Annotated in this window: 30 protein-coding genes; 11 read left to right on the top strand and 19 right to left on the bottom strand. The window is 67.5% G+C overall.

Going from position 1 to position 24,509, the window contains the following annotated elements:
• Both ABZX92_RS06950 and ABZX92_RS06955 read right to left on the bottom strand, forming a co-directional pair.
• Positions 1-546 (bottom strand): hypothetical protein, encoded by a 546-nt coding sequence (locus tag ABZX92_RS06950; RefSeq protein ID WP_355554890.1) that lies wholly within the window; start codon positions 544-546, stop codon positions 1-3.
• The gene (locus tag ABZX92_RS06955) at positions 543-1,532 is read right to left on the bottom strand and encodes a LacI family DNA-binding transcriptional regulator (protein ID WP_355554892.1); all 990 of its coding nucleotides are present in this window, start codon (positions 1,530-1,532) and stop codon (positions 543-545) included. Before ABZX92_RS06955 ends, ABZX92_RS06950 begins: the two co-directional genes overlap by 4 nt.
• A 132-nt stretch (positions 1,533-1,664) precedes the next feature.
• On the opposite strand from ABZX92_RS06955, the gene ABZX92_RS06960 reads away from it, so the two are divergent.
• The 7 genes from ABZX92_RS06960 to ABZX92_RS06990 all read left to right on the top strand — a co-directional run bounded on the left by ABZX92_RS06960 (position 1,665) and on the right by ABZX92_RS06990 (position 10,451).
• Positions 1,665-2,702, top strand: coding sequence for an ABC transporter substrate-binding protein (locus ABZX92_RS06960; RefSeq protein WP_355554894.1), 1,038 nt, complete (start codon positions 1,665-1,667; stop codon positions 2,700-2,702).
• A complete protein-coding gene (locus ABZX92_RS06965; protein WP_355554896.1) occupies positions 2,692-4,194 on the top strand; it encodes a sugar ABC transporter ATP-binding protein in 1,503 nt (500 codons plus the stop codon). Before ABZX92_RS06960 ends, ABZX92_RS06965 begins: the two co-directional genes overlap by 11 nt.
• Positions 4,163-5,107 carry an ABC transporter permease gene (locus ABZX92_RS06970; RefSeq protein ID WP_355554898.1) on the top strand — a complete coding sequence of 315 codons (945 nt, stop codon included), beginning with the start codon at positions 4,163-4,165 and terminating at the stop codon, positions 5,105-5,107. Before ABZX92_RS06965 ends, ABZX92_RS06970 begins: the two co-directional genes overlap by 32 nt.
• Positions 5,104-6,069, top strand: a complete 966-nt coding sequence (locus ABZX92_RS06975) for an ABC transporter permease (RefSeq protein WP_355554900.1) — start codon at positions 5,104-5,106, stop codon at positions 6,067-6,069. Before ABZX92_RS06970 ends, ABZX92_RS06975 begins: the two co-directional genes overlap by 4 nt.
• A 7-nt stretch (positions 6,070-6,076) precedes the next feature.
• Positions 6,077-8,785 carry an AbfB domain-containing protein gene (locus tag ABZX92_RS06980; RefSeq protein WP_355554902.1) on the top strand — a complete coding sequence of 903 codons (2,709 nt, stop codon included), beginning with the start codon at positions 6,077-6,079 and terminating at the stop codon, positions 8,783-8,785.
• A gap of 10 nt (positions 8,786-8,795) precedes the next feature.
• The gene (locus ABZX92_RS06985; RefSeq protein ID WP_355554904.1) at positions 8,796-9,869 is read left to right on the top strand and encodes a S1 family peptidase; all 1,074 of its coding nucleotides are present in this window, start codon (positions 8,796-8,798) and stop codon (positions 9,867-9,869) included.
• 75 nt (positions 9,870-9,944) lie between these two features.
• Positions 9,945-10,451 (top strand): SRPBCC domain-containing protein, encoded by a 507-nt coding sequence (locus ABZX92_RS06990; protein WP_355554905.1) that lies wholly within the window; start codon positions 9,945-9,947, stop codon positions 10,449-10,451.
• Here the strand turns inward: ABZX92_RS06990 and ABZX92_RS06995 are convergent.
• A complete protein-coding gene (locus ABZX92_RS06995) occupies positions 10,444-11,475 on the bottom strand; it encodes an NAD(P)/FAD-dependent oxidoreductase (RefSeq protein WP_355554907.1) in 1,032 nt (343 codons plus the stop codon). The two genes, ABZX92_RS06990 and ABZX92_RS06995, sit on opposite strands and share 8 nt — an antisense overlap.
• A gap of 164 nt (positions 11,476-11,639) precedes the next feature.
• Between ABZX92_RS06995 and ABZX92_RS07000 the strand changes: the two genes are divergently transcribed.
• From ABZX92_RS07000 to ABZX92_RS07010, 3 genes are read left to right on the top strand one after another with little or no spacing between them, the layout of a single operon-like run.
• Positions 11,640-12,416, top strand: a complete 777-nt coding sequence (locus ABZX92_RS07000) for a heparin lyase I family protein (RefSeq protein WP_355554909.1) — start codon at positions 11,640-11,642, stop codon at positions 12,414-12,416.
• Positions 12,417-12,456: 40 nt separating this feature from the next.
• Complete coding sequence (locus ABZX92_RS07005; RefSeq protein WP_355554910.1) at positions 12,457-12,822, top strand: hypothetical protein; 366 nt, start codon at positions 12,457-12,459, stop codon at positions 12,820-12,822.
• Positions 12,819-13,253 (top strand): hypothetical protein, encoded by a 435-nt coding sequence (locus ABZX92_RS07010; RefSeq protein WP_355554912.1) that lies wholly within the window; start codon positions 12,819-12,821, stop codon positions 13,251-13,253. Before ABZX92_RS07005 ends, ABZX92_RS07010 begins: the two co-directional genes overlap by 4 nt.
• Here ABZX92_RS07010 and ABZX92_RS07015 read toward each other — a convergent pair whose 3' ends face one another.
• Positions 13,254-13,670, bottom strand: coding sequence for a hypothetical protein (locus ABZX92_RS07015; RefSeq protein ID WP_355554913.1), 417 nt, complete (start codon positions 13,668-13,670; stop codon positions 13,254-13,256). It lies immediately after the preceding gene.
• A gap of 57 nt (positions 13,671-13,727) precedes the next feature.
• Positions 13,728-14,114, bottom strand: a complete 387-nt coding sequence (locus ABZX92_RS07020) for a RidA family protein (protein ID WP_355554915.1) — start codon at positions 14,112-14,114, stop codon at positions 13,728-13,730.
• A 92-nt stretch (positions 14,115-14,206) separates the two neighbouring features.
• Here ABZX92_RS07020 and ABZX92_RS07025 point away from each other — a divergent pair, with 92 nt between their 5' ends.
• Positions 14,207-14,575: a helix-turn-helix domain-containing protein gene (locus tag ABZX92_RS07025; RefSeq protein ID WP_355554917.1), complete on the top strand. Its 369-nt coding sequence runs from the start codon at positions 14,207-14,209 to the stop codon at positions 14,573-14,575.
• 523 nt (positions 14,576-15,098) lie between these two features.
• On the opposite strand, the gene ABZX92_RS07030 is transcribed toward ABZX92_RS07025, so the two are convergent.
• From ABZX92_RS07030 to ABZX92_RS07095, 14 genes are all read right to left on the bottom strand, one after another.
• Entirely contained in the window at positions 15,099-15,596 is a 498-nt protein-coding gene (locus ABZX92_RS07030) for a hypothetical protein (protein ID WP_355554918.1), read from the bottom strand.
• A gap of 119 nt (positions 15,597-15,715) precedes the next feature.
• Positions 15,716-16,210 carry a hypothetical protein gene (locus tag ABZX92_RS07035; protein ID WP_355554919.1) on the bottom strand — a complete coding sequence of 165 codons (495 nt, stop codon included), beginning with the start codon at positions 16,208-16,210 and terminating at the stop codon, positions 15,716-15,718.
• Positions 16,211-16,315: 105 nt separating this feature from the next.
• Positions 16,316-16,651 carry a hypothetical protein gene (locus ABZX92_RS07040; protein WP_355554921.1) on the bottom strand — a complete coding sequence of 112 codons (336 nt, stop codon included), beginning with the start codon at positions 16,649-16,651 and terminating at the stop codon, positions 16,316-16,318.
• Positions 16,652-17,349: 698 nt separating this feature from the next.
• Entirely contained in the window at positions 17,350-17,763 is a 414-nt protein-coding gene (locus ABZX92_RS07045; RefSeq protein ID WP_355554923.1) for a MarR family winged helix-turn-helix transcriptional regulator, read from the bottom strand.
• 26 nt (positions 17,764-17,789) lie between these two features.
• Positions 17,790-17,930, bottom strand: coding sequence for a hypothetical protein (locus tag ABZX92_RS07050; RefSeq protein WP_355554925.1), 141 nt, complete (start codon positions 17,928-17,930; stop codon positions 17,790-17,792).
• Positions 17,931-17,974: 44 nt separating this feature from the next.
• A complete protein-coding gene (locus ABZX92_RS07055) occupies positions 17,975-18,187 on the bottom strand; it encodes a hypothetical protein (RefSeq protein WP_355554926.1) in 213 nt (70 codons plus the stop codon).
• 77 nt (positions 18,188-18,264) lie between these two features.
• A complete protein-coding gene (locus ABZX92_RS07060; protein WP_355554928.1) occupies positions 18,265-18,600 on the bottom strand; it encodes a VOC family protein in 336 nt (111 codons plus the stop codon).
• Between the two features lie 65 nt (positions 18,601-18,665).
• Positions 18,666-19,445: a hypothetical protein gene (locus ABZX92_RS07065; RefSeq protein ID WP_355554929.1), complete on the bottom strand. Its 780-nt coding sequence runs from the start codon at positions 19,443-19,445 to the stop codon at positions 18,666-18,668.
• Positions 19,445-20,638 carry a sigma-70 family RNA polymerase sigma factor gene (locus tag ABZX92_RS07070; protein ID WP_355554931.1) on the bottom strand — a complete coding sequence of 398 codons (1,194 nt, stop codon included), beginning with the start codon at positions 20,636-20,638 and terminating at the stop codon, positions 19,445-19,447. Before ABZX92_RS07070 ends, ABZX92_RS07065 begins: the two co-directional genes overlap by 1 nt.
• Entirely contained in the window at positions 20,635-21,006 is a 372-nt protein-coding gene (locus ABZX92_RS07075; RefSeq protein ID WP_355554933.1) for a YciI family protein, read from the bottom strand. The genes ABZX92_RS07070 and ABZX92_RS07075 overlap by 4 nt, the downstream gene beginning before the upstream one ends.
• 74 nt (positions 21,007-21,080) lie before the next feature.
• Positions 21,081-22,259 carry an ABC transporter permease gene (locus tag ABZX92_RS07080; protein ID WP_355554934.1) on the bottom strand — a complete coding sequence of 393 codons (1,179 nt, stop codon included), beginning with the start codon at positions 22,257-22,259 and terminating at the stop codon, positions 21,081-21,083.
• On the bottom strand, positions 22,256-22,930 hold the full coding sequence (locus ABZX92_RS07085; RefSeq protein ID WP_355554936.1) for an ABC transporter ATP-binding protein: 675 nt from the start codon (positions 22,928-22,930) through the stop codon (positions 22,256-22,258). The genes ABZX92_RS07080 and ABZX92_RS07085 overlap by 4 nt, the downstream gene beginning before the upstream one ends.
• On the bottom strand, positions 22,927-23,952 hold the full coding sequence (locus ABZX92_RS07090; protein WP_355554937.1) for a peptidoglycan-binding protein: 1,026 nt from the start codon (positions 23,950-23,952) through the stop codon (positions 22,927-22,929). Before ABZX92_RS07090 ends, ABZX92_RS07085 begins: the two co-directional genes overlap by 4 nt.
• Positions 23,949-24,476 (bottom strand): hypothetical protein, encoded by a 528-nt coding sequence (locus tag ABZX92_RS07095; protein WP_355554939.1) that lies wholly within the window; start codon positions 24,474-24,476, stop codon positions 23,949-23,951. The genes ABZX92_RS07090 and ABZX92_RS07095 overlap by 4 nt, the downstream gene beginning before the upstream one ends.
• Positions 24,477-24,509: the final 33 nt, after the last annotated feature.

The following is a 24,509-nucleotide window of genomic DNA, read 5'->3' on the forward strand; positions in this document are numbered from 1 at the left end:
TTACGTCCGCTGTTGCAGGTCCGCGATCTCCATGGCCCACTGGTAGACCTCATTCAGGTCGCCCAACGCGGGCAGGAGCGCGCGGTCGACCAGGCTGCCGTTCAACGCGTTCAGCAGGTCGAAGAGGCCGAGATCGCACCACTCCCACAGCCCGCTGTCGAAGTTGTACGACCGCATCAGCGGCGTGAGGCGTTCCCGGATGGCATCGATCTCGGACTGCGGGAGCCCGGCGGATCGCAGCCGGGCGTCGGTGGCCGCCTCGTGTTCCGGGCCGAACTCCGTGTCCAGGAACGGCTCGAGCAGGTTGCCCCAGACGTCGAACCGGCGCACCAGCGGGATCGAGTGGCGCAGGCAGAACTGGGCCAGGCCGGCCTTGTCCTCCCACGACACGAACAACGTCTCGCCGGCTCGCGTGCGGATCTCGGGCGGCCCGGCGTCGACCGAGGCGTCACGGATCGAGGAGGCGGTCAAAGTCCCATGTGGATGGACGCTTGCCCACGGGAAGGCGTAGGTCGTGAAGACGATGTGGTCCGGGCCGAACTTCACCGGGTCACCGTGCTTTCCCTGACCTGCAAGGAGAACGGCGTCTGCACGTCGTCCAGCTCGATGTCGGGCGAACCGGCGCGTTCGCGGAGAAGGTCGACGGCGGCACGGGCGATGGCCGCTTTGTCCGGGGCGATGGAGGTCAGGGAAGGTGAGCTGTAGGCGCTCTCGTCGTTGTTGTCGAAGCCGACGATGGCCAGGTCGCGGGGGACGCGCACGAAGCGCTCGGCGGCCGTTCGCATCGCGCCGACGGCCAGCAGGTCGTTGAAGCAGAACACCGCGTCGGGCGGGTTTCGCATGTCCAGCAAGGCCTTCATCGCGGCGGCGCCGTCCGCGCGGTGGTAGTTCAGCGCGGGCACGACCAGTGAGGAGTCGAACGGCAGACCCGCCTCGGCCAACGCCGCCCGGTAGCCCTCCAGGCGCAGGGCCGCGGTGCCGCGCTGGGGGTTCGCGCCGATCGCGGCGATTCGGCGGCGGCCCAACGAGATCAGGTGCCGGACGGCGAACGTCGCGGCGGCCACGTTGTCGATGCCCACGCGCGACAACGGGACGTCGACGGCGTGCTCGCCGAGCATCACGGCGGGTACGGAGAGCTGGAAGTCCTCCACCTGCAGTGCTTCCGGGCTCAGGATGGCGGCGTCCACCAGGTGCGGGCCCAGGGATGCGAGAGCCAGGCGTTCGCCGGACAGGGTGCCGAAGGTCTGCTCGATGAGCACGTTCCACTCGTGTTCCTGGGCGGCGGCGATGACGAGGCCGGCCAGTTCGGCGAAGTACGGGATGGAGAGCTCGGGGAGCACCAGGGCGATGAAGCCCGTGCGGCCGCGGCGGAGGTTGCGGGCGCCCAGGTTGGGGCGGTAGCCGGTGGCTTCCAGGGCGGCTTCGACGCGGGCGCGGTTGTCGGGTTTGACGAACGAGTAGCCGTTGACCACGTTCGACACGGTCTTCACCGAGACGCCCGCCAGCCGGGCGACGTCCTTGAGCGTGGCCACGCAGCCTCCTAGCCGAAGGTGACCGGCACCTGTACCGGGAAAAGTACCGGGAAGTCTCGGTCTTTACATCGTTGGAACAACGATGCAAATCTAGCGGTGAGAGCGCGACCACGCACAGTCCGGGAGCCAACGATGTCTCGCATCCTGCTCATCGCCGTTGCCGCCCTGCTCGTCACCGGCTGCACCAGCAGAGAGAGCCAACAGACCACGACCAGCGGCGGGCCCGCGGCGAGTGCGGCGCAGCAGCAAAGCGCAGGTCCCGGCTGTGCGCGGAGCAAGACCGGATACCCAGAGGTCCAGCTCAAGGGTGCGACGGTCGGGTTCAGCCAGTCGGAGAAGGAGGCGAACCCGTTCCGCACCGCCGAGACGCAGTCGATCAAGGACGAGGCCGCCAAGAGGGGTGTCGACCTGCTCTTCACCAACGCGCAAAGCGACCTCAACAAGCAGATCAGCGACATCAAGTCGTTGCTGGACCGCGGTGCGAAGCTGCTCATCGTGGCGCCGCTCAACTCGGACGGCCTGCAGCCCGCGTTCGAGGCCGCCAAGGCCAAGCAGGTCCCGGTGGTCACGATCGACCGCAAGGTGACGTCCCGGCCGTGCACGGACTACCTGACGTTCATCGGCAGTGACTTCGTCGAGCAGGGCAAACGGGCCGCGAAGCAGATGATCAAGGCGACCGGCGGCAGCGGCAAGGTCGCGATCCTGCTGGGCGCGTCGGGCAACAACGTCACGGTCGACCGCACCAAGGGCTTCAAGGACGGGATCGCCGGCAGCGGCCTGAGCGTGGTCGCGGAGCAGACCGGCGAGTTCGACAGGTCCAAGGGCCAGGCCGTGATGGAACAGCTGATCCAGAGCAACCCCGACATCACCGCGGTGTACGCCGAGAACGACGAGATGGGTGTCGGCGCTGTCACCGCACTCAAGGCCGCGGGCAAGGCGCCCGGCAAGGACATCAAGATCGTGTCGATCGACGGCACGCAGAACGCCGTGCAGCTCGTCGCGGACGGCAGCTACACCGCCGTGGTCGAGTCCAACCCGCGGTTCGGGCCGCTCGCGTTCGAGACGCTGGAGAAGTTCGCCAAGGGTGACGAGATCCCGCAGAACATCGTGATCTCCGACGACGAGTACGACAGCACCAACGCCCAGCAGAAGCTCGGCAATGCCTACTGAGCCGGTGATCGAGGTCGCCGGCGTCACCAAGACGTTCGCCGGCGTCAAAGCCCTCGACGAGGTGGACTTCACGCTCAACAGAGGCGAGATCCACGCGCTGGTCGGCGAGAACGGCGCCGGCAAGTCGACGCTGATCAAGGTGCTGACCGGGATCCACAGCCCGGACGGCGGCCGGATCACCAGGAACGGGCGGATCTCCACGATCTACCAGGAGGTCAACCTCGTCCCGCTGATGAGCGTGGCCGCCAACCTGTTCCTGGGCCGGGAACCGCGCAACCGGCTCGGCCTGATCGACCGCACGAGACGTGACGCCGAAGCCCAAGAACTACTCCAAGGCTACGGAGTCACGGCGGACGTGAGCAGTCCACTCGGGACACTCGCGGTCGGGGAGCAGCAGATGGTCGCGCTCGCCAGGGCGGTCGAGGCGGACGCGGACGTCGTGATCATGGACGAACCCACGTCGTCGCTCGAACCGCGCGAGGTCGAGACGCTGCTCGACGTGGTTCGCAAGCTGCACGAACAAGGGATCGCGATCATCTACGTCAGCCACCGGATGGACGAGCTCTACCGGATCTGCGACACCGTCACGGTGCTGAGGGACGGTGTCAGCGTTCACAGTGGGTCCCTCGAAGAACTTCCGCGCATCGAACTCGTCTCGCTGATGCTCGGCAGATCGGTGAACGAGATCCAGAAACACGGCACCACGGCGTTCGGCGAAGATCACCACGCCGACACCCAGCCGGTGCTGGAAGCGCTCGACCTGACCAGCAAGCCGCGGATCAGTGGCGTCGACGTCTCGATCAGACCGGGCGAGGTCGTCGGTCTGGCCGGACTCCTCGGCTCAGGACGCACCGAGACCGCCAAAGCGATCATCGGCGCGCTCCCGCTCGACCACGGCACGGTGCTCGTCGCGGGCAAACCCGTGCCGCACAACGTGAAGGCGGCCACCAAGGCGGGCATCAGCATGCTCGCCGAGGACCGCAAGACCGAGGGGATCATCCCGAACCTCACGGTGCGCGAGAACATCGTGCTGGCCGCGCTGCCGAGGCTCAGCCGGTTCGGCATCACCAGCAGGTCCAAACAGGACCGGATCGTCGACACGTTCATCAGACGCCTGCGCATCAAGGTGTCCAGCCCGGAGCAGAAGGTCGCGGAACTGTCCGGTGGCAACCAGCAGAAGGTGCTGCTGGCCCGCTGGCTGTGCACCGAACCCAAGATCCTGCTCCTCGACGAGCCCACGCGCGGCATCGACGTCGGCGCCAAGGCGGAGGTGCAGGCGCTGATCGACGAGCTCGCGAAGGAAGGCCTGGCAGTGCTGCTGATCAGCTCCGAGCTGGACGAGCTGCTCGACGGCGCGGACCGGCTCATCGTGCTGCGCGACGGGGAGGTCGCGGGTGAGCTGGAAGGAGCCCAGCTCACCCGCGAGCACGTGCTCAAGGCCATCGCGGCGGAGGTGATGGATGACGCTGCAAGCAACCAGAACAGCCGCTAGAACGGGTTGGCTCCAGGACAACGGTGTCTACGTCGCTGTTGTGGCGCTGCTGCTGTTCAACGCCCTGTTCACGGCCAACTTCCTCACGATCGGCAACTTCCGCACCCAGCTCGTCCAGGCCGCGCCGGTGCTGATCGTGGCTCTGGGCATGGCCCTGGTCATCGGCACGGAAGGCGTCGACCTGTCCGTCGGCGCGGTCATGGCGCTCGCCGCCGCGATCATCCCGCTCTACCTCGGCGCGGGACCACTGATGGCCATCCTGATGGCGTTGACAGTCGGCCTCGCAGCAGGAGCGTTCAACGGCTTCCTCGTCGCGAAGGTGGGCATCCAGCCGATCGTCGCCACACTCGCTCTGCTGGTGGGCGGAAGAGGCCTCGCACTGGTCATCGCGGACGGCCAGCTGGTCCAGCTGCACGACCCGGCGTTCCTCGCACTCGGCACCGACGACCTGCTCGGGATCCCGATCAGCGTGCTCATCGCAGGCCTGTCAGCGCTTACCGTCGCCGCACTCACCAACCGCACCACGTTCGGACGCCAGCTCGTCGCGATCGGCGGCAACCGCAAGGCGGCCACGCTCGCCGGCCTCCCGGTGAACCGCGTGCTGATCGGCGTCTACACCATCTGCGGCGTGCTCGCGGCGGTCTCGGGCGTGCTGGCCACGTCCAGGCTCGCCGCCAGCGACCCCGCCGACATGGGCCTGCTGATGGAACTGTCCGCCATCACCGCCGTGGTCGTCGGCGGAACTCCGCTCACCGGCGGCAAGGTGCGCGTGCTGGGCACGGTCATGGGAGTCGTGCTGATGCAGCTCGTCCGGGCCACGCTGATCAAGCACAACCTGCCCGACTCCATCGCGCAGATGATCCAGGCCGCGATCATCGTCGCCGCCGTGTACGTGGCACGGGAGCGCCGATGACCACTGTGTCCGAAACGAGCAGGCAGTACAGCGCGGGGTCGAAGATGCTGCAACGCCAGGGCGCCGCCGTCGCGCTGATCCTGATGGTCGCGGTGTCGTGGCTGGTGTTCCCGCGCTTCGGCAGCCTCGACAACCTCCGCGATCTCGCCCTGCAGGGCTCGTTCCTCGCGGTGATCGCGCTCGGCATGACGTTCGTGATCATCACCGGCGGCATCGACCTGTCCGTCGGCTCGCTCTACGCCCTCGGCGGCGTGCTGGCGGCGTGGGGCTCGCAGTACGGCTTCCTGGTAGCGCTAACACTGCCGTTGCTCGTCTGCGGCGCTGTCGGACTGGTCAACGGGCTGCTGATCGCCCGCACGAACATGGCGCCGTTCATCGTCACGCTGGCGTCGCTGCTGTTCGCCCGCGGACTCCTGCTCGCCATCACCGACGAGGGCGCCAACACCTACCAGATCGCCCCGGACTCGGCGTTCGTCGAACTCGGCCGCGGCACGGTGTTCGGCTTCGGCTACCCGATCTTCATCGCGGCCGCGCTGGCAGTCCTGGGCGGACTGATCCTGAACCGGACCACGTTCGGCCAGAACGTGTTCGCCACCGGGGGCGCCGAGCAGTCCGCCGTCCTGCTCGGCGTCCCCGTCGCCAGGACCAAGATCGGTGTCTACACGATGAGCGGCACGCTGGCAGGCCTGGCGGGAGCGCTGACCGCGGCGTATCTGCAGTCCGGCGTCACGGTCATAGGAGTTGGCACCGAGCTGGACGCCATCGCGGTGGTGGTCATCGGTGGCACTCTGTTGTCAGGGGGTATGGGGACGGTGCTCGGCACCGTGATCGGGGTCGGCCTGATCAAGGTCATCCAGAACGTGATCAACCAGATCGGCACGCTCGACAGCAACTACCAGTCGGTGGTGAGCGGGGTGTTCCTGCTCATCGTCGTTGTTCTGCAACGAATACTGCGCAGATAGGAGCATCATGACCAGACGCGTCCTGGGCGTGTTGGTCGGAATCCTCATCACAGCCACCACAGTCGTACCAACAGCACACGCCGCGGAGTGGCAACCGAAGGTTCCTCCGCTCACGACACCCTGGACCGACCAGGTGTCGCCGACGAACGCTCTGCCCGAGTACCCGCGCCCGCAGCTGGTCCGCGCCGAGTGGCAGAACCTCAACGGCGTCTGGGAGTTCTCCGGTGCACCGAACCTGAACTCCCCGCCGATCGGCAGGCCACTGGCCGAAGGCGTCCTCGTCCCGTACCCGATCGAGTCCGCGCTGTCGGGTGTCAAACGGCACGAGGACAACATGTTCTACCGCCGCACCTTCACCGTTCCGCCCACCTGGAACGGCCGGAACATCAAGCTGAACTTCGGTGCCGTCACCTGGGAGAGCAGGGTCTGGGTCAACGGCAGGCAGGTCGGCACCCACACCGGCGGCTACGACGCGTTCTCGTTCGACATCACCTCAGCGCTCCAAGCAGGCACCAACGAGATCATTGTGGGCGTCAACAGCCCGGTCGACGGCAGCCGCTATCCGATCGGCAAGCAACGCCGCAACCCCGACGGGATCTTCTACACCGCGGCCTCCGGCATCTGGCAGACGGTCTGGCTGGAACCGGTGCGCAGCGCGAACATCACCCGCCTCGACACCACCCCGAACGTCGGAGCGGGCGCGCTGGACCTGGTCGTGCAGGGCACGGCGGGGCAGTCGGTCACGGCCGAGGTGCTCAGCGGAGGACAGGTGGTCGGCAGGCAGACCGGTACGACCGGCAGCTCGCTGCGGATCCCGGTGCCGAACGCCAGGCTGTGGTCGCCCGATGACCCGTTCCTCTACGACCTGAGAGTGACGCTGGCCGACGGCGACGCCGTGACCGGCTACTTCGGCATGCGCTCGCTCGGCAAGGCGATGGTCGGCGGAGTCATGCGGCCGTTGCTGAACGGGAAGTTCGTCTTCCAGCAGGGCACGCTCGACCAGGGCTACTGGCCGGACGGCATCTACACCGCGCCGACCGACGAAGCCCTGCGCTGGGACCTCGAACGCCAGAAGGCCTTGGGGTTCAACATGGTCCGCAAGCACATCAAGGTCGAGCCGGCGCGCTGGTTCTACCACGCGGACAAGCTCGGCCTGCTGGTCTGGCAGGACATGCCGGCGGTCGACGCGGTCGGCGAGGCGCCGAACTCGCACGCCAACTACGAGTCCGAGCTGCGCAGGATCATCGACCAGCTCAAGGGCATCACGTCGATCGTGCAGTGGGTGCCGTTCAACGAGGGCTGGGGCGAGTACGACGCAGCCAGGATCGTGAACCTGGTGCGCGGCATCGACAACACCCGCCTGATCAATCACAACTCCGGCTCCAACTGCTGCCTCTCGGATCCCGATCCGGGCAACGGCGACGTGATCGACGACCACTCGTACCAGATCACGACCGGCAATCGGCTGCCGGACAACAACAGGGTGGCGATGCTCGGCGAGTTCGGCGGTCTGGGCCGCAGAGTTGTCGGCCACGAGTACGAGCCGGGCAAGGGATTCGCTTACGGCGCCCTGTATCCGGACGAGCAGTCGCTGACCAAGCGGTACGAGGAGATCGTCAAGCAGGTCGCCCGTCTGGTGCACACGCGCGGGCTGTCCGCGTCTGTCTACACCGAACCGTACGACGTCGAGAACGAGGTCAACGGCTTCTACACCTACGACCGGCGCGTGCTGAAGATGACCGAGTCCCGTGTTCGCGCTATCAACCAGAAGGTTCTCGCGATCGCGAACGGCACGGCGGTGGGGCCGGACGATGTGGTGTCGTTGCGCGTCACCACATCCGGGTACACCAACCGCTATCTGCGCCACCGCGACAGCCTCGCCCGCACCGATGTGCCCAGCTCCGATCTCGACCGCCTGGACGCCACCTTCCACGTGCGTCCCGGACTCGCGGACGCGTCCTGCCTGTCGTTCGAGTCGCGGAACTTCCCGGGAATGTTCCTGCGCCACGCGAACTCCCGGATCGGCATCGCGGCGAACCCGAACGCCGGCGATGCCACGTTCTGTGCGCGGGAAGGCTCTGGCGGCAGCGCGTTGGAGTCGTTCAGCCAGCGCGGCAGCTTCATCAGGCACTTCAACGAGAACGTGTATCTGGCGCGCAGCGGCGGCCCGAACCCCTGGGACACCCCGACGTCGTTCGCCGCTGACACCACCTGGGCGGTGAGCGTGGCGCAATGGCGCAGCGGTGCGGACCTGCCGCTGGACCAGGCCAGGTCGTTCCGCGTCACCACACCGGGCTTCACGGATCGCTACCTGCGGCACCGCGACGGCCTGGCGCGCACCGACGTCGTGACGAGCGGGAGTGACGGTCTGCTGAAGGCGGACTCGACGTTCGTGATCAGGCGCGGACTGGCCGATCCGACCTGTTACTCGCTGGAGTCCCGCAACTTTCCCGGCAGCTACCTGCGGCACGCCGACTTCCGCGTTCGCCTCAACGCAGGCGAGAACACGGACCTGTTCCGCCGCGACGCCACGTTCTGCGCCCAGCCGGGCGAGGGCGGTGTGCGGCTGGAGTCGGTCAACGAGCTCGGCACCAACATCCGGCACTACCAGGAGGAGGTCTGGGTCGCCTCGAACGGCGGCGCGCACACGTACGACAACCCTGCCTCGTACAACCAGGACGTGAGCTGGGCCGTGAGCTCGCCCTGGGCACCGTAGGAGAGAAATCATGCTGCTACGCACAGTTTCCGTGTCAGCGATCGTGTTGAGCACGATCACAATCCCCGCCGCGGCGGCTTCCGCCGACGTCGTCGACGCCATGAGCCGAGACTTCGGGATCAGCACCGCGCAGGCGCTGACCAGGATCCGCCAGGAGAAGGTGGCGCTGAAGATCGCGCCCGCCGCCCAGGAAGCCGCTGCCGACGCTTACGGCGGCAGCTGGTTCGCCGACGGCAAGCTCCAGGTCGCGGTGACCGACCCGGCGAAGCTCGACGCGGTGAAAGCCGCTGGAGCACAGCCGGTTCTGCGTACGAAGACCTTCGCCTCGTTGACCGCGTCCAAGAACAACATCGACAGACTGTCGAAGGCCGGTGCGGTGTCGAAGGACGTCGCCGGGTGGCGGGTCGACGTCCAGCGCGGCGCCGTGGTGGTCGATGCTCTGCCTGGGGCTGATCTCGCGGGTCTGCCAAAGGATGTAGTCGTTAACACCGAGGGCGTCCAGAAGCCGCAGACGTTCGCGGCCGGCACCGTGGGCGGCGACCCGTTCTACACGGGCAACGTCCGCTGCTCGATCGGGTTCTCCGTGCAGGGCGGCTACGTCACCGCCGGTCACTGCAACGTCGGCGCCTGGAACGTCTACGGCTGGGACCGTTCGTGGCAGGGTGAGTTCGTCGGCTCTTCGTTCCCCACCAACGACTACGGCTGGGTTCGCACCGGTGGCGGCTGGTGGAACGTGGCGGTCGTGCTCGGCTGGGGCCAGGTGAGCGACGCCCTGGTGCGCGGCTCGTGGGAGGCCCCGCCCGGCACGTCGGTGTGCCGTTCCGGTTCGACCTCGCACTGGCACTGCGGTGTCGTCCAGGGCCGCAACGAGACCGTGAACTACCAGCAGGGCGCGGTCTACGAGATGGTCGGCACCAGCGTGTGCGCGGAGCCGGGCGACTCGGGTGGCTCGTTCATCACCGGCGACCAGGCGCAGGGCGTGACGTCCGGCGGGTACGGCAACTGCTCGAGCGGTGGCCGTACGTGGTTCCAGCCCGTTAACGAGATTCTGCGTGTTTACGGGCTGCGGTTGCTGACCGCCTGATCGGCCGATCCCAGTCGGGACGCAGACGCGTATTTTCTTCACGTCTGCGTCCCGGTATCTTCCCGAGGTGATCACGTGCTGGCAGCAGGTCTGGTGTTCGCGATGCTGGTGAGCGGCGCTCCGCTCGATCCCCGGGAACCCGGCGAGCACTCGGTGGTCTACCGCGTCGACACGGTCATCTCAGCGCCCCAGGAGCGGATCTACGGGCTGCTGACCGACTTCCCCGGCTACGCGAGCTGGAACCCGTGGGTGACCAGGGCCGAGGGCGGTACCTCACCCGGCGACGAGGTGAAGGTCGACGTCATCCTCGGCTCGACCAAGATGGCCGCGAAGCACACCGTGCTCAACGGCGTGCCCGGCCAGCGGTTCTGCTGGAAGGACGCGGGCTGGAACGCGTGGTTCGTCTACGGCCAGCGTTGTCGGACGCTCACAACGCAGCCCGACGGCACTGTGCTCGTGTCCAACGAGCTGTTGATCGACGGCATCCTGTCCGGTGGAGCCGACCACTTCATGGGCAAGGCGATGCGTGACGGCATGCAGGCCGAGAACAACGCCTTGAAGCGCGAGGCCGAATCTAGGTGAACAGGATCCGCTTGGCCACGGCCTTGCCGACGGGCGTGCGCAGCCCTGCGAACGCCAACTCCGCGAGCTGTGGCCCGCGGACCAGCGACAACCCGCGGCGCATCGTCGACCTGACGAGGTAGCGGCGGCGCATCGCGGCAGCGTCGTAGTGCTCCAGCACGTACTTGTTGCCGCTGCGCAGGTAGTCGAACGTGACCGAGGCGGCGAGCTCGGACATCCGCATGCACGGGTCGAGCCCGCCGGCGGTGAGCGGGGAGACCGCGCCCGCCGCGTCGCCGACCAGCAGACCGTCCGGCGACACGATCCTGCGCAACAGTCCGCCGACCGGGATCGGCCCGCCGCGCCGCTTGACCGGCCCGATCGGCATGGGCGTGGGGAAGCTGTCGCGGAACCGTTGCAGCAACTGGGGGAGCGGCGCGGCGAACCGGTCGGCGCGCCCGGCCAGGCCCACGTGCGCGTGCTTGCCGTCGTCGATGACCCACGCGATGTAACCGGGTGCGAGCCGCGGGTCGACGACGCAGTGGAACGTCGGCGTCGAACCGGACCTGATCGGGTAGACCTCCTCGATCCCGGTGATCAGCTGTCGGTTGACGTCGAGGCCGAGCTGCTTGGCGACGGTCGACCGGGCGCCGTCCGCGCCGATCGTGAAGCGGGCCTTGGTCGCCTTCATCGGATAGCTCGCGTTGAGGTGGACTTCGGCGCCGGCCCGCTGAGCAGCCTCGACGGCCGCGGCGTAGATGCCCGCCATGTCGCCAACGCGAAACTCGTCGTGAGCGCTGACGAGCTCGACAGGTTCCCGCAGCGACGGCGGGTAGAGCAGCACGCGCCGGACCGCCGGGCCGAGGTGCGGCAGGTCGTAGTCGGTGAGGGTGCGCCGGACGAAGATGCCCGTCGTGCGGATGCCGCTCTCAAGGCTGGTCCGTCGTTCACACACGGCCACGTCGAGGCCTGCGTCGGCCAGCAGGCGAGCGGTGTTGAGCCCGGCCAGCCCGGCGCCCACGACGAGCACGTCCACGGTGTCCATGCCTGACCGTAGAGCTGGTTCGGGACGCTGTTCCCGTTCGGCCGCAACACCTTCACCGGATCTGCACGCATTCTCCACAAATGTGAGCCCTTGACACATCGGAGGTCTGTCGCAGATCGTGATAGGCACCGCCGCCTCGAACTTTGGTTCGAGGAGGAACCCGCATGGAATTGTTCAACCGCCGCACGGCACTGCGCGGAGCGCTCGCCGTCGCGGCGACGCCGTTCGTCGCGGGCGTCGCGTCGGCTGACATCGGAGCATTGGCGTTCGTGCAGAAATGGGCGCCGGACCCCGGCTCGGTCGGGCTGAAGGCGTTCGTGGGCATCGAGGACGACCGCTCCAACTCGCACCCGTCGGCCACGCACATCTTCGCCGAGAGCGACCAGTACCGGTTCGTGATGCACAAGTCCGATCGGGACGGTTCGGACCGGCAGCGCCAGGAGGTCCGCGCGATCCAGACCGGCAGCACGCGCCACGACATGAAGAAGGGCGAGACCTGGCGCTACAACTACCAGATGTACATCCCCAGCTCGTTGAAGGGGACGACCAGCTTCACGCACATCTTCCAGGTCAAGCACACCGGCGTGGCCTCGCCGGTCGTCACGATGTCGTTGTTCCGCAGTGGTTCCACCGAGACGGTCGAGATGCGGCTCTTCGGTGCGGGACAGGCGAAACTCGGCAGCACACCACTCGCCCCGCTGCGCAACAAGTGGATCGACGTCGAGATCGAGATCAAGGTCGCCGACTCCGGCAGCCTCCGCTTCTCGCTGAAGGACGGCGGTACCAGCGTGGTCAACGCGTCCCGCTCCGGTTTCGACACGTGGCTCGGTGGTGACCAGGCGCATCCGAAGTGGGGCATCTACCGGTCCCTCGGCGACTCCGCACAGTTGCAGGACACCTACCTGCTGCTGCGGAACATGAAGGCATACCGGAACGAATGAGGTGTTCCCTAGTGGTCGTCCAGAGGTGAGAATCACTCGCGTGGGGGACCAACACGGACGGACGTTCGAGAGCAGGGCCGGTGTCGCCGCCTTCCTGGCCGGCGTGTGGCTGATCGCCGCGCCACCGGTCCTGCACTTCAGCGCGTCCGTACACGCTTTCCGGCCGTACTGGTGGTCGATGGGGCTGGCCGTCGTCGTCATGCTGCTCGGCATGGTGCGGGCGATGGCGCCGCTCGACGTGCCGCTGGCGCAGCCGATCACCATCGCTTTGGCCCTGTGGCTGGTGATCGTCGCGTTGCGCGCGGCGGACGACGGTGTTTGGGCCGTTTGGCTCAACCAGCTCGTGGTGTCGGCTCTGATCGCGCTGTCGGCAGGGCTGGCCTTGTTCGTCAGCATGCGCCGATGAGCAGGTGGCACCCGCCGTCGGACAACTGCCTGATCTGCCACGGGGAACAGGAAGTCGTCGTCGGCGTCCGCGAGCGCGGGCCGTACGAGCGCATGCACGACTACTGCCGGGTGCTGTTCTGCGCGGCCTGCGACGTCGGCGAGGTTCGCACGTTCAGCTACGACGACTTCGTGGTGTTCGGCGAAGAGGACGACGTGATGGTGTGGTCGGGTGTGCTCGCCACGGCGGACGTCGAGCGGCTGCGCGCCGAGTTCGCGTGCTCCACACCGCTCGATCACTCGTGCACCTGCGCGCAGCACACTCGGGCCTATGACACGAATGTTCGCGCGAACAAGACCTTGCTGGCGGAGTACGGGCCCGCCCGGCACAGTCCGGACGGGCGCACCACCGTGACGGTCAGGGTGACCGATGGCCTTGCGGAGTTCTGCTGATCAGCAGCGCTCGCTGGTCTTGGCGAACAGGAAGTAGCTGCTGCCGTCGACCTCGCCGTGCGCGCGCGTGCAGTCGTTGATCGTGTCCGCGGGACCGCCCCACAGCTCCCGCTGTCCCCGCGCACCCGTCTTGTACCCGTGGGAGTTGTTGTCGCGGGTCACGATGTGCGTGCGGAGGGTGAAGTCCCTGCCGGTACGAGCGATCCACGAGTCCCACACGTAGATGTAGGAGAAGTTCTTGCCGCAGCCCTTGAACTGCTTCACCGACGCCACGGTCTCGTCGTAGTTCTTCACGTAGGCCGTCGACCCGATCTGCGTGACGCTGCCGCAGTACTGGTTCGACTCGGCCTGAGCCGTGCCGGTGAGCGTCACGGCGACTGCCGCCGAAACGGCTGCCGCGGCCAGGATCTTGCGCATGGTGCTCCTCTCGATTTACGTGAGGAGCGTGCGCTGCTGTGGTTAGCCGCCGGTAAATCAGATCACCGCGGTGGCCTCGACCTCGACCAGGTGCTCGGGGATGTCGAGCGCGGCCACTCCGATGAGCGTGGCGGGAGGTTTCGCGGTCTCGCCTGTGCGGGTCATCGCGTTCTCGATGCCCTTGAGCAGCTCAGGCATCAAGTCCTGCGTCCAGTCCACGGCGTAGACCCGGACGTGCACGAGATCCTTGAAGGAGGCGTTGGCGGCCTTGAGCGCGGTGTGAACGTTCACATAGGCGTTCTCGACCTGCTTGGCGAAGTCCGGATCCCCGCTCCAGTCGACCTGCCCGGCCAGGTGGATCGACTTCGTTCCGGTCGCGACGGCCACGTGGTGGTAGACGTCGATCTCGGGCAGGCCTGCGGGGTTGATCAAGGTGACAGCCACTTGCTCTTCCTCTCTTGTGGTTACTGGGTAACCGTAGGAGAGTGAGCGCCGACCTGGAAGAACGCACTTTTTCGTGAGTGGGGAACCAAAAGGTGAGCAAGCAGCTCAGCGGCGACATCGGTCGTGCGGACTCGTTGGCGCGCGAGATCTTCTCGGACATCGCGAACAAGTGGGCGCTGCTGATCATCGAGACGATCGGGGACACCACGAAGCGCTTCACCGAGCTGAAGGTCGAGGTCGACGGCATCAGCCACAAGATGCTCACGCAGAACCTGCGGCTGCTGGAGCGCAACGGGCTGGTGACCCGCGTCGTGCACCCGACCGTGCCGCCGCGGGTCGACTACACGCTCACCGAACCTGGCCGTGAGCTGCGTAAAACGGTCGACGCGATGTGCGACTGGACCACCCGGTACCTGAGCGAGATCGAGGAGGCGCGGAGTCGCTTTGCTCACTCAAGATGATAGTCACTGATTGGTGGCGATGTAGTTCGGGCACGACCGGGAGGAAGATCGTGGCTGTGGTGGGCGCTGTTGCCCGCTTGGCTGAAGGCGTCGCCGCTGCCCGCGAACCGGCCCGCCGAGCGTCCGGGTTCATGGCCAAGGTCTTCAGGTCGACCGGCTAGTCCTGATAGCGCGGTCCGGGTGGGCGGCCGTTGCCGACTCAGGCCGAGGTCGTCGGCACCGTCTCGGCGGGTTGGGCGGTCGCGGCCGCGCCTGCAGATCCCGATCCGGCCAACCACGACGATGCCGGGCTTGGGATCGGGAACCGCACATCATTTGCCGATAGAGCAGGCGGCTGTCGATGTAGTCGTGGAGTGAGTCGCCGGCACAGGGCGGTGCGGTGGTGGAATCTTCAGGCGTGGACTTGGCGGCGTGCTCGCCACCAAGTCCAGTGCGGATGGCGGGTTTCGTTCCGCCGGCGGCGGGCCGCCAGGATGAACAGGTGCTTGACCTCAGCGAATACGTGTCGTCGAGCCAGGATCTCTCAGCGGGTGGCGTTGAGGTGGACGAACCACGTGGTGTGATAGGTCATGCCCTGGCAGCGGAAGTCGGTGTCGGCCTTGAGTTTCACGGCGTCGATCATTTTGTACGGGTGGTTGGTTTCGTGCTTCGTGAGGGTGGGCAGGTGGGTGTCCGCGCCGACGGTGGACAGTTCGATCTGGCCGTGGCAATAGGGCTTGTCGGCCGGGTTCGCGACGGTGTCGATGACGACGTCACCGGCGGAGATCGGCTGCAGTTTCGCTTTCACGTCGGCGTACGGGTTGGTCAGGGTGAGAACGACGTTCGCGGTCTCACCGGGCAGCAGGACACCGATCTGTGTACCGGGAACCGTGGCGTGGGTGACGGACTCCGCCGATCCGGCCGCGCCGTTCGCGGTGTTGTACTGGACGAACGCGGCGATCGCGACCGCGCCGGCGGCCACCACAACGCCCACGGCGAGGTGGACGAGCCGCAGGGGTATGCCCTTCCTGTTGCTGTGCATGGACTTTCTCCTTTCTCGTGTCCAGCGGGGTTGCCGCGATGGCCACGAGACCTCCAGCCTCGTGGCCGTCGCGGTGACTTCTGCTCGGTCGTTGGATCACCAGAGGTTGGTCCCCAGGCCTAGCGGACGGCCTGGAACTGGGCGGTCCAGGTGGTGTGGTAGGTCATGGCCTGGCAGCGGATGTCGGTGTCGTCCTTGAGTTTCACCGCATCGGTCAGCTTGTAGGGGAAGTTCGCCTCACTCACGGCCAGCGTCGGCAGGAGGGGGTCCGCGCCGACGGTGGACAGTTCGATCTGGCCGTGGCAGTAGGCCGTGTCGGCGGGGTTGGTGACGCTGTCGATCACGACGTCGCCAGGGGTCACGCTCATCAGCTTGATCTTCACGTTGGCGTTCGGGTTGGACAGGGTGAGGGTGACGTAGGCCTTCTCGCCGGGCAGGAGCGTGCCGGTCTGCGCGCCGGTCACGGTGGCGGGGACCATCGCCTCAGCGGAGCCGGACACGCCGTCCGCGGTGCTCTGCTGGACGAACGCGGCAATGGCCAGGCCACTGACGCCCAGGATCGTGCCGGTAGCGGCGATGATGAGCACGGACTTGGCTTTCTTGCTGACGTGCATGGCGATTCTCCTCATGTGGGACAGAAACCTGGTGGCCGGAAGGCCGTTGGGGTGGTCGTAGCAGCGCCGGTCGTGAGCCGGGGTGGTGCGCGGACGTCGCAGCGGTCAGGGAGTCGTGGACTGCGGCTCGCTGGAGCTGGATGGCGCATCGCCGGGTGCGGTACCGGCCGGTGCGGGTGTCGTCTCGGAGGTGGACGGTGTGGTCGGGGCGATCGGCTGGTCTGGAGGCGGATCGGTTGGTGCCACCGGGGTGTGGACGGTGGTACCCGTGGTCGCCGGTGCGGCGGTGCTGGACTGAGTGGATGCGGGTGCCCAGGTGCCGATGACACCGTCGATCGAGACGGTCACCGTCGAGGCCATACCGGTTCCGGCGGACGCCGCCACACCGATCACGAGTCCCGTGCAGCCCAGCTCGGCGGCAGCGATCAGGGCGATGATCACGCCACGTCGGACGGTGCGTCGGCGGGCACAGCCCTTCACCGTCTGATCCCCGCAGGCTTCCGCCGTCCGGGGAGTGGTCCATCGCCGTGCAGACCCGGTTTACCCTTCATGACTACTCTTCCTGTGCACAATTTTCAGATGGATCAAAGATGTTGCCTTCCGAAATGCGTGAAATCCGCGACCGCAAGCGATGAAGCATCAGACCAGGCGGCGGCGATGGGGTGCAGGTGCGCACCCAGGGGCGCTGGAGCTGGCAACTTACGCTCGGCACCTCTGCCTTGTTCAAGCAGGTGAACGCAGTCTCACCACCCTGAACGTCGGACGTGTGCTCCGCCTTGTTACACATCATTGGTTCACGTGTTCAAACGTTATGAATAGCCGAAGACCGACGGGGTGCAGGCGTAGACTGTTTTCCCCTGGGTTTTTCGTGACCCACAGGTGAGGCCCGGCAGCGGCGCTGACGTTGAAATGCGCTCCGGAGCGGAGAAGCGTCGGCGGAAAGAGTGGAAGAAAGAAATCAAGAATCGAAAGAAAAGGTGTCCAGGGCCGCCGTGTCGACCGTTGGGGTGCCAGAGCCTTCCAGTACTACGCGGCGCTCCCCGAGCACGTCCTGAGCCGCCGCGACGCCGCGCTGACCCACGAGATCGTGCCGACCTGGTTGACGCTCAAGGACTTCCTCGCCGCCCACCGCGAGGAGATCACGGTCGGGTGGTGATCTCCGCGAACACTTCCTTGAACGCGGCGAACCGCTCGGCGCCGACCCGGCGGGCGAACCCGGCCTCGATGTCGGAGATGATCCGCTTGGCCTGGACCATCTGGTCACGACCCAGTTCGGTGGGCACGACCAGCTTCGCCCGCCGGTCGGCCGGGTCCGGCTGCCGGACGACGTAGCCGAGGCGCTCCAGCTCGTCGATCAGCGTGCCCACGACCTGCTTGTGCTGGCCGGAGCGTTCGGAGAGCTCGCTCGCGCGGCTGCCCTCGGCGGCGACGTAGGCCATGATCGCGCCGTGGCGTGGGCGCAGGTGCTCGTGACCCGCTTCGGCGAGGCGGGTGAAGAGCTCCTTCTGGAAGCTCGACAGCAGATGCGCGGAGAGCACGCCGACGTCTGACATGACCAGCATGGTAACCCGGCGGCAGGTCAGTCCGAAGAGGACTGAACAGGCAGTGGTGAGCTCTGGAAAGCGAAGATGCGTTTCACCACCTGCACGGCGATGACACCCGCGATCGCGGACAGGGTGGAGAGGATCGCAGCGCCGGGGTACGAGTCGGTCGTCAGCACGCCGTCGCGGTAGGAACGCAGATATGTGCGGTCCAGGAGCCACCTCAGGTCGAACGCGGTCCACCACTGCCTGCTTGGGAGACCAGAAGTTCACGAACGGAACGAACCAGCTCAGCCACACCCCACGTCCTGCTGCGGCGGTGCTCGAAAGCTGGCGTCAGCAAGAACGCCGGCGGGCCGACCACGACGTCGACCGTGTCCGCGCGGTAGCCGCGGATGGCCGTGCAGGTGAACCAGTCGGCCGCGGCCTCGCCCACGTTGCCGACGGCGACGAGCCAGGCGGCGGGGGAGGAGTTGTTGAGCGGCCCGCACTGTGACGGGCCGCTCAGGGGCGTCAGGCCTTCGGCTCGTACAGGCTGAACGGCGTGCCCTGGTCGTCCCAGCAGTGGGCGATCCGGCCGACTTCCGGCACGGCCTGCACGTCGTCGCTCTTGCCGCCGAGGTCGGCGACCTTGCGCACGGACGCGTCGATGTCGGTGGTGTGGAAGTAGATGCGCGGCTGGGTGAGCTGCGCGTCCTTGGCGGCGATCGCGCCCTTCGCGCCGTTGGTGATGAAGTGGTAGTCCTCGCCCATCGGGCTCGTCTCCCAGCCGAACACGCCGGCGTAGAACGCCCGTGCCCGCGCCGTGTCGTCGGCGGGCAGCTCGAACCAGTTGACCTGTCCGGACATGTCGATCGCTCCTTCGGTTGTCCTTGCTTTGAGCAGAGGACGAGCGAGCACGCCGGAACTCGACATCAGCCTCCGAGAATTTTCAGCCCGTTGTCGTGGTGGTCCAGAGCAGCTCCGACGGCGGCGGCGACGGTCACCTCGAAGATCTCGTCCTCGGTGTGGTCCTGTTTGAGCCGGGCGATGTCCTCAGTGGAGATCCGGTACGAGGCGTCGCGAACCGTTGCGGCGTAAGAGCCCCAGGCGTCACCGGTGGCGGCGGCCTGGCGGAGTTCCGGCGGCGTGTGGGCCGGGGCCTCCAGCGCGGCGTGGCGCAGCGTTCCCGTGGCCTTTCCGGTGAGGAAGCCGGGGAAGCGATAGCCGAACCGGTGCAGCGAACGCGTGCCGGACTCCAGCTGGCCGGGCAGGAGCTGGAAGTCGAACGCGTTGGCGAGCCGGTTCACCACCTGCCAGATCAGGCTGACGTTCAGCGCGTCCACGGCCGCGTCCTTCGTGATGTCCGGTGGCGTGAGGTCTTCGAGGAACCGCAGTGCGGCAACGAGTTCCGGGCGCAGCGGAGCCGGATCGCCTGCTATTCGGACGAGTTCGGTGTGCGTGACGGCGCAGTACGGGCACTGCAGGCGTTCGGCCGTCTTCTGCGCCATGTACTCGCGTTCGCCCGCCGTCCAGAACGACGGTCCGCGCATCGCCCTCGCGCTCAGATCGAGGAACACCGCGCCGAAGAAATCGGGGCGGTACAACAAGGTCTTGGGCACATCCGACATCGGCACGCGCGAGACCAGCTCGGTGAAGCCGAAGAACAGGCGGGCGGGCAGGCGGTGGCCGCGGTCGAGCACGGTGAGTCGCATCAGGAGTCCTCCAGGGAATGCAGCCGCCCGGCGAGGAACCTCCGGTCGGCCGGGCTGACCGCCAGCTCGTGCGCTCGCCGGTACGCGGCAACGGCGTCGTCGCGGCGGTCCAGTCGGCGCAGCAGGTCGGCGCGCGCGGAGTGCAGCAGGTGGTAGTCGTCGAGGCCGGTGATGCCGTCGATCAGCTTGAGCCCGGCGTCGGGTCCGTCGGCCATCGCGACGGCGACGGCGTGGTTGAGCTCGATCACCGGAGTGGGCGCCACCGCGAGGAGTTCGGCGTACAGCGCGGTGATCCGCGTCCAGTCGACCGGATCCTGCACGTGCAGGGCCGCGATCACGGCGTGCAGCACGTACGGGCCCGCCGTGCCGAACCGCAGCGCGCGGTCGAGCAGCGTCATGCCCTCGGCGATCTCCTCGACGTCCCAGAGCGTGCGGTCCTGCTCGTCGAGCAGCACCACGTCGCCTTCCGGCGTCATGCGGGCGGCGCTGCGGGAGTCGTGCAGCAGCATCAACGCGACCAGGCCGTGCGCCTCCGGTTCGTCGGGCATCAGGGCGGCGACGAGCTTGCCGAGCCGCAGCGCTTCGTGACGCAGGTCGGCGTCGGCGGTCGTGTAGCCCCTGGTGAAGATCAGGTAGATGACCGTGAGCACGCCCTGCCGACGTTCGGGCAGCAGGTGGTCGGCGGGCACCTCGAAGGTGATGCCGGCGTCGCGGATCTTGCGCTTGGCCCGGACCAGGCGCTGGGCCAGTGCGGGCTCGGCGACGAGGAACGTCCTGGCGATCTGCGCGGCCGTAAATCCTGCCACCGCTTGCAGTGTTAGCGCTAACCTCGCCTCTTCGTTCAGCGCGGGGTGGCAGCAGGTGAAGATCAGGCTGAGCCGTTCGTCGCCCAGGTCGATGAGCTGCTTCTCGGTCATCGTGGCGGGTGCCGGCGGTTCGGGCAGCTTCGTGCGGGCCATCTGCGCGTGCCGCAACCGGTCGAGCGCGTGGTTGCGGGCCACGGTGAGCAGCCAGGCGAACGGGTCGTCCGGCACTTGTGAGCGCGGCCATTTCCGCAACGCCTGCGAGCACGCCTCCTGCAGCGCGTCCTCGGCCAGCTCGAAGTCGCCGAGCGCCCGCACGAGCGCCGCGAGCATCCGGGTCCGGTGCTCGCGGTACACCCGTTCCACCGCGGCCGACGCGAGGTCGCTCATGCCACCCCGTGGTTCAGGCCGGGGATGTGGTCGACCGGCCGCACCTCGATCGTGGCCCCGAACTGCGCCTGCGGAATCATCTCGGCCAGTTCCAGCGCCTCGTCGAGGTCGCGGCAGTTGAGCAGGTAGTACCCGCCGAGGTGTTCGTGCGTCTCGGCGAACGGCCCGTCCGTGAGCACCGCCTTGCCCTCTTTGACCCGCACGGTCGTGGCGGTGCTGACGGGTTTCAGCGGGTCGCCGGCCACGAAGACACCCCGGTTGCGGCACTCGTCCGCGAACGCGTTGACCCGCTTGAGGATCTCCTCGAAGCGCGGGTCGCCGTGGGCCGGCCGGTCCTCGCAGTTGTAGATCAGGAACATGTAGTGCATCGATGTCCTCCAGTCGTCCTGGCCTGAGGACGAACGAGCCTGCTGGATCTCGACATTCGAGCACGCCCTGTTTCTCACGGCGCGGCGAGCGCCTCCGTGGGGGTGAGCCGCGACGCCCGCACCGCCGGGTAGACACCCGCGATCACGCCGGTCAGCACGGCGGCCGCGAGCCCGGCTCCGACCATTTCGAGCGGGATCACCGCAGGCCAGCCGTGTGCGGCGGCGTATCCGGCGGTTCCTGTTAGCCCTGACAACACGCCCGCGATGCCGCCGAGCAGGCACAGGACGACCGACTCGGTGAGGAACTGGGTCCGGACCTGGCCCCGGTTGGCGCCGAGGGCTCTGCGCAGTCCGATCTCGCGTTTGCGTTCCAGCACGGAGATCACCATGGTGTTCGCGACCCCGATGCCCCCGACGAGCAGCGCCACTCCCGCCAGGCCGAGCACGAGGGCGGAGAAGGTGTTCTCGGTGAGGCGCTTGGCGGTGAGGGCGTCCGACGGGCGGCTGACCCTGACCTGGGACGGGTTCTGCGGGTAGACGGTCGGTGGCAGGACTGCCCGGACGTCGTCGATCGCGGCCTCCTGCGCTCTGAGGTAGAGGACCGTCGGACGTTCGTCGAAACCGAGTCCTTTGGCGGCGTCCCAGCCGACGAGCGCGGACCGTTCGATCTCCGGCGCCAGCGGGAGCGGGTCGAGGATGCCGATCACCGTGAACCAGGTGTCGTTGATGCGGACCTGGGCGTCCGGGGCGGTGATGCCGAGCCGGGTCGCGGCGATGTGGCCGAGCACGACCGTGGGGAACTTCTCGGTGGCCTGGTTGAGGAACGTCCCGGTGCGGACCCGGCCGTTGAGGGTGTCGAGGAGGTTGAGCTTGGTCGCGAGGACGGTCAAGCCGGACGTCTCGGAGTCCGGGATGCGATCGGAACGGCGGACCACGGCGTGGGTGTTGGCCACGGCGCTGACTTCGTCGGTGGGGCCGATGCGTTCGACCATCGCGATCGAGCCGGGTGGGAGGGAAGCGGCCTCGTTGTTGGTGCCGGTGGCGGCTTCCGCTCTCAGCAGGTTGGTGCCCAGGGCTTTGAACTCCTCCATGAGCGCGGCCCGGCTGGAGGCCGGAATGCCGGTGACCACGACGAGGGTGGCGATGCCGATGGAGATGCCGAGCGCGGACAGCACAGCTCGCAACGGCCTGGTGCGCAAGGGAGAGAGGCCGAGGAGCAGGAGGTCGAGAGGACTCAGGCGAGTCGGCTTCACACTCCCACCTCTGCCTGGATGCGGCCGTCCCTGATCTCCACCTGGCGTGGCAGCCTCGCCGCCACCTCGCGGTCGTGCGTGATCACCGCGAGCGTTGTGCCGTCGCGGTTGAGGTCCAGCAACAGGTCCAGCACCGCCCGCCCGGTCGCGGTGTCCAGTGCGCCGGTCGGTTCGTCGGCCAGCATCAACGCCGGACGGTTCACCACAGCTCGGGCGATGGCGACGCGTTGGCGTTCGCCGCCGGAGAGTTCGTGCGGGCGGTGCTTCAAGCGGTGGCTCAAACCCACCCGCTCCAACGCTTCCGCGGCCATTGCCGCACGCCACTTGCGGGGCGTGCCCGCGTACAGCAGGCCGGTGGACACGTTGTCGAGCGCGGTCATGCCGTCGGCCAGGTGGAACTGCTGGAACACGAACCCGATCCGCCTGCCGCGCAACGCCGACAGCTGCCGATCGGACAGCGCCGAGATGTCGTGGCCGTCCAGCATCACCGTGCCGCTGGACGGGCGGTCGAGCGTGCCGAGGAGGTTCAGCAGCGTCGACTTGCCCGAGCCGGACGGGCCGACGATCGCGACCGCCTCGCCCGCGTGCAGGGTGAGCGAGACGCCGTCGAGCGCACGGACGCCGCCCGTGTACTCCTTCACCGCGTCAACGATTTCGAGGACCGGAGTCATGACGTCGTCACCACCTGCATGCCTTCGGTGACGCCGCCGCCGTTGATCTCGACCAGGCCGCCCGCGAACAGACCTGTCTTCACGGCGACGAGCTGGCCGGACGCGGACTGGATCGCGTAGCCGCCCTCGCGCAACGCCAGCAACGCTGTCACCGGCACGGCCAGGACTCCTCGGCGGGCGGTGCTGGTCAGGCGGACGCGCACCGGGCCGGAGTCGAACGAACCCACCTCGGTGTCGAGGCCGATGTCGACGGCGATCACCGGGGTTTCCTCGCCGTTGCCGTTCTTCTCGGTTTTGGCCTCGGTGCTGACGGAACGCACGGTTCCCGCCGTTTCCGTGCCGTTGGGCAGGACGACGGTCACCTTCAGGTCCTTTTTGAACACCTCGGCCTGACGGGCGTCGACCGAGGCGGCGACGGCTTTGCCGGTGGCGGTCACGGCCATCAGCGGGCCCTCACCGGCTGCCGACAGCTTCGCGGTCACCGACTCGACGCGGACTTTTCCGGACAGCACCACGACATCGCCCGGTTCGACCACCCCGCTCTGGTCGACCTTCTCGGCCTTCTGCCAGCGCTTCACCGCGTCGATCGTGGCGGGTGTCCACTCGTCGGGGGCGCCGCCGAGTGTGTAGCCGAGAGCCGCGAGGTTGTCCTTCACGATCTTCACGTCCGGGCCCTTCACACCTGCCGTGTCGAGCTTGCGCCACAACGGGGTGTCGCCGAAGAACAGCCACACCGGGCGGTTGTCCACTTTGTACAGAGCTTGACCTCGGTCGATGTCGGAACCCGGGGCGGGCAGCGACGTCAGCGTGCCCGGACGACGGCCCGTCACCTGCTGGGAGGCGCCGAAGCCGAGGGTGGCCTTGAACTCGCGGACGTCGGTCAGGTCCGTCTTCACCACGGCGACCGTCTTGGGTGCCGGTGGCTGAGAGGTCTGAGCGGGGGCCTGACGGGTCCAGGTGAGCGCCAACACGCCGCCGACCAGAGTCACACCGACGACCGTGCAGATGATCCAGCGCTTCACTTATGTCCCCCGCCGAAGACCTCCTGCTCGCAGTCCTTCTCGATCTTGCGGCGCTCTTCCTCCGGCAGGGTCTGTTCGCCGTCGTAGGTCCAGCTGCCGGGCTCGGTCTCGATGACCTTCATGCCGCGACTGTTGATGCACTGGACGTTCTTGTGCCAGTTGTCCTTGAACGTCGGGTTGCTGGAGTCCATCTCCCACGGCGGCAGCGGCCACTTCTTCGCGCACGCCTGCCACGCCTCGTCGCTGTACTGGCGGCGGCCGGCCGGGGCCGCGCCGGTGCCGGTGGCGTTCGGGTCCTTCTCGGCGAGGCAGGCGGTGTGCGCGTCGTAGTACCGCTGTTTCTCCTCCTCGGTCATGTCCATGCGCAGGCGCGGCTGCTCACCGTCCGTCGGCGCGGCGGCGGAGGACGACGGGGCGGCCGAGCCTGAGGTCTGCAGCGAGGCGACGTTCGACGGTGGGGGAGCGGCCTGGCTGCACGCGGAGAGCAGCAGCACGGCAGCGCCGATCAACAGCCTGGGGTTCATGGCGGCGATGCTGCCGAGCGGTTGTGAGGAAAA

This window comes from Lentzea sp. NPDC006480 (genome assembly GCF_040611995.1).
GTDB lineage: Bacteria > Actinomycetota > Actinomycetes > Mycobacteriales > Pseudonocardiaceae > Lentzea.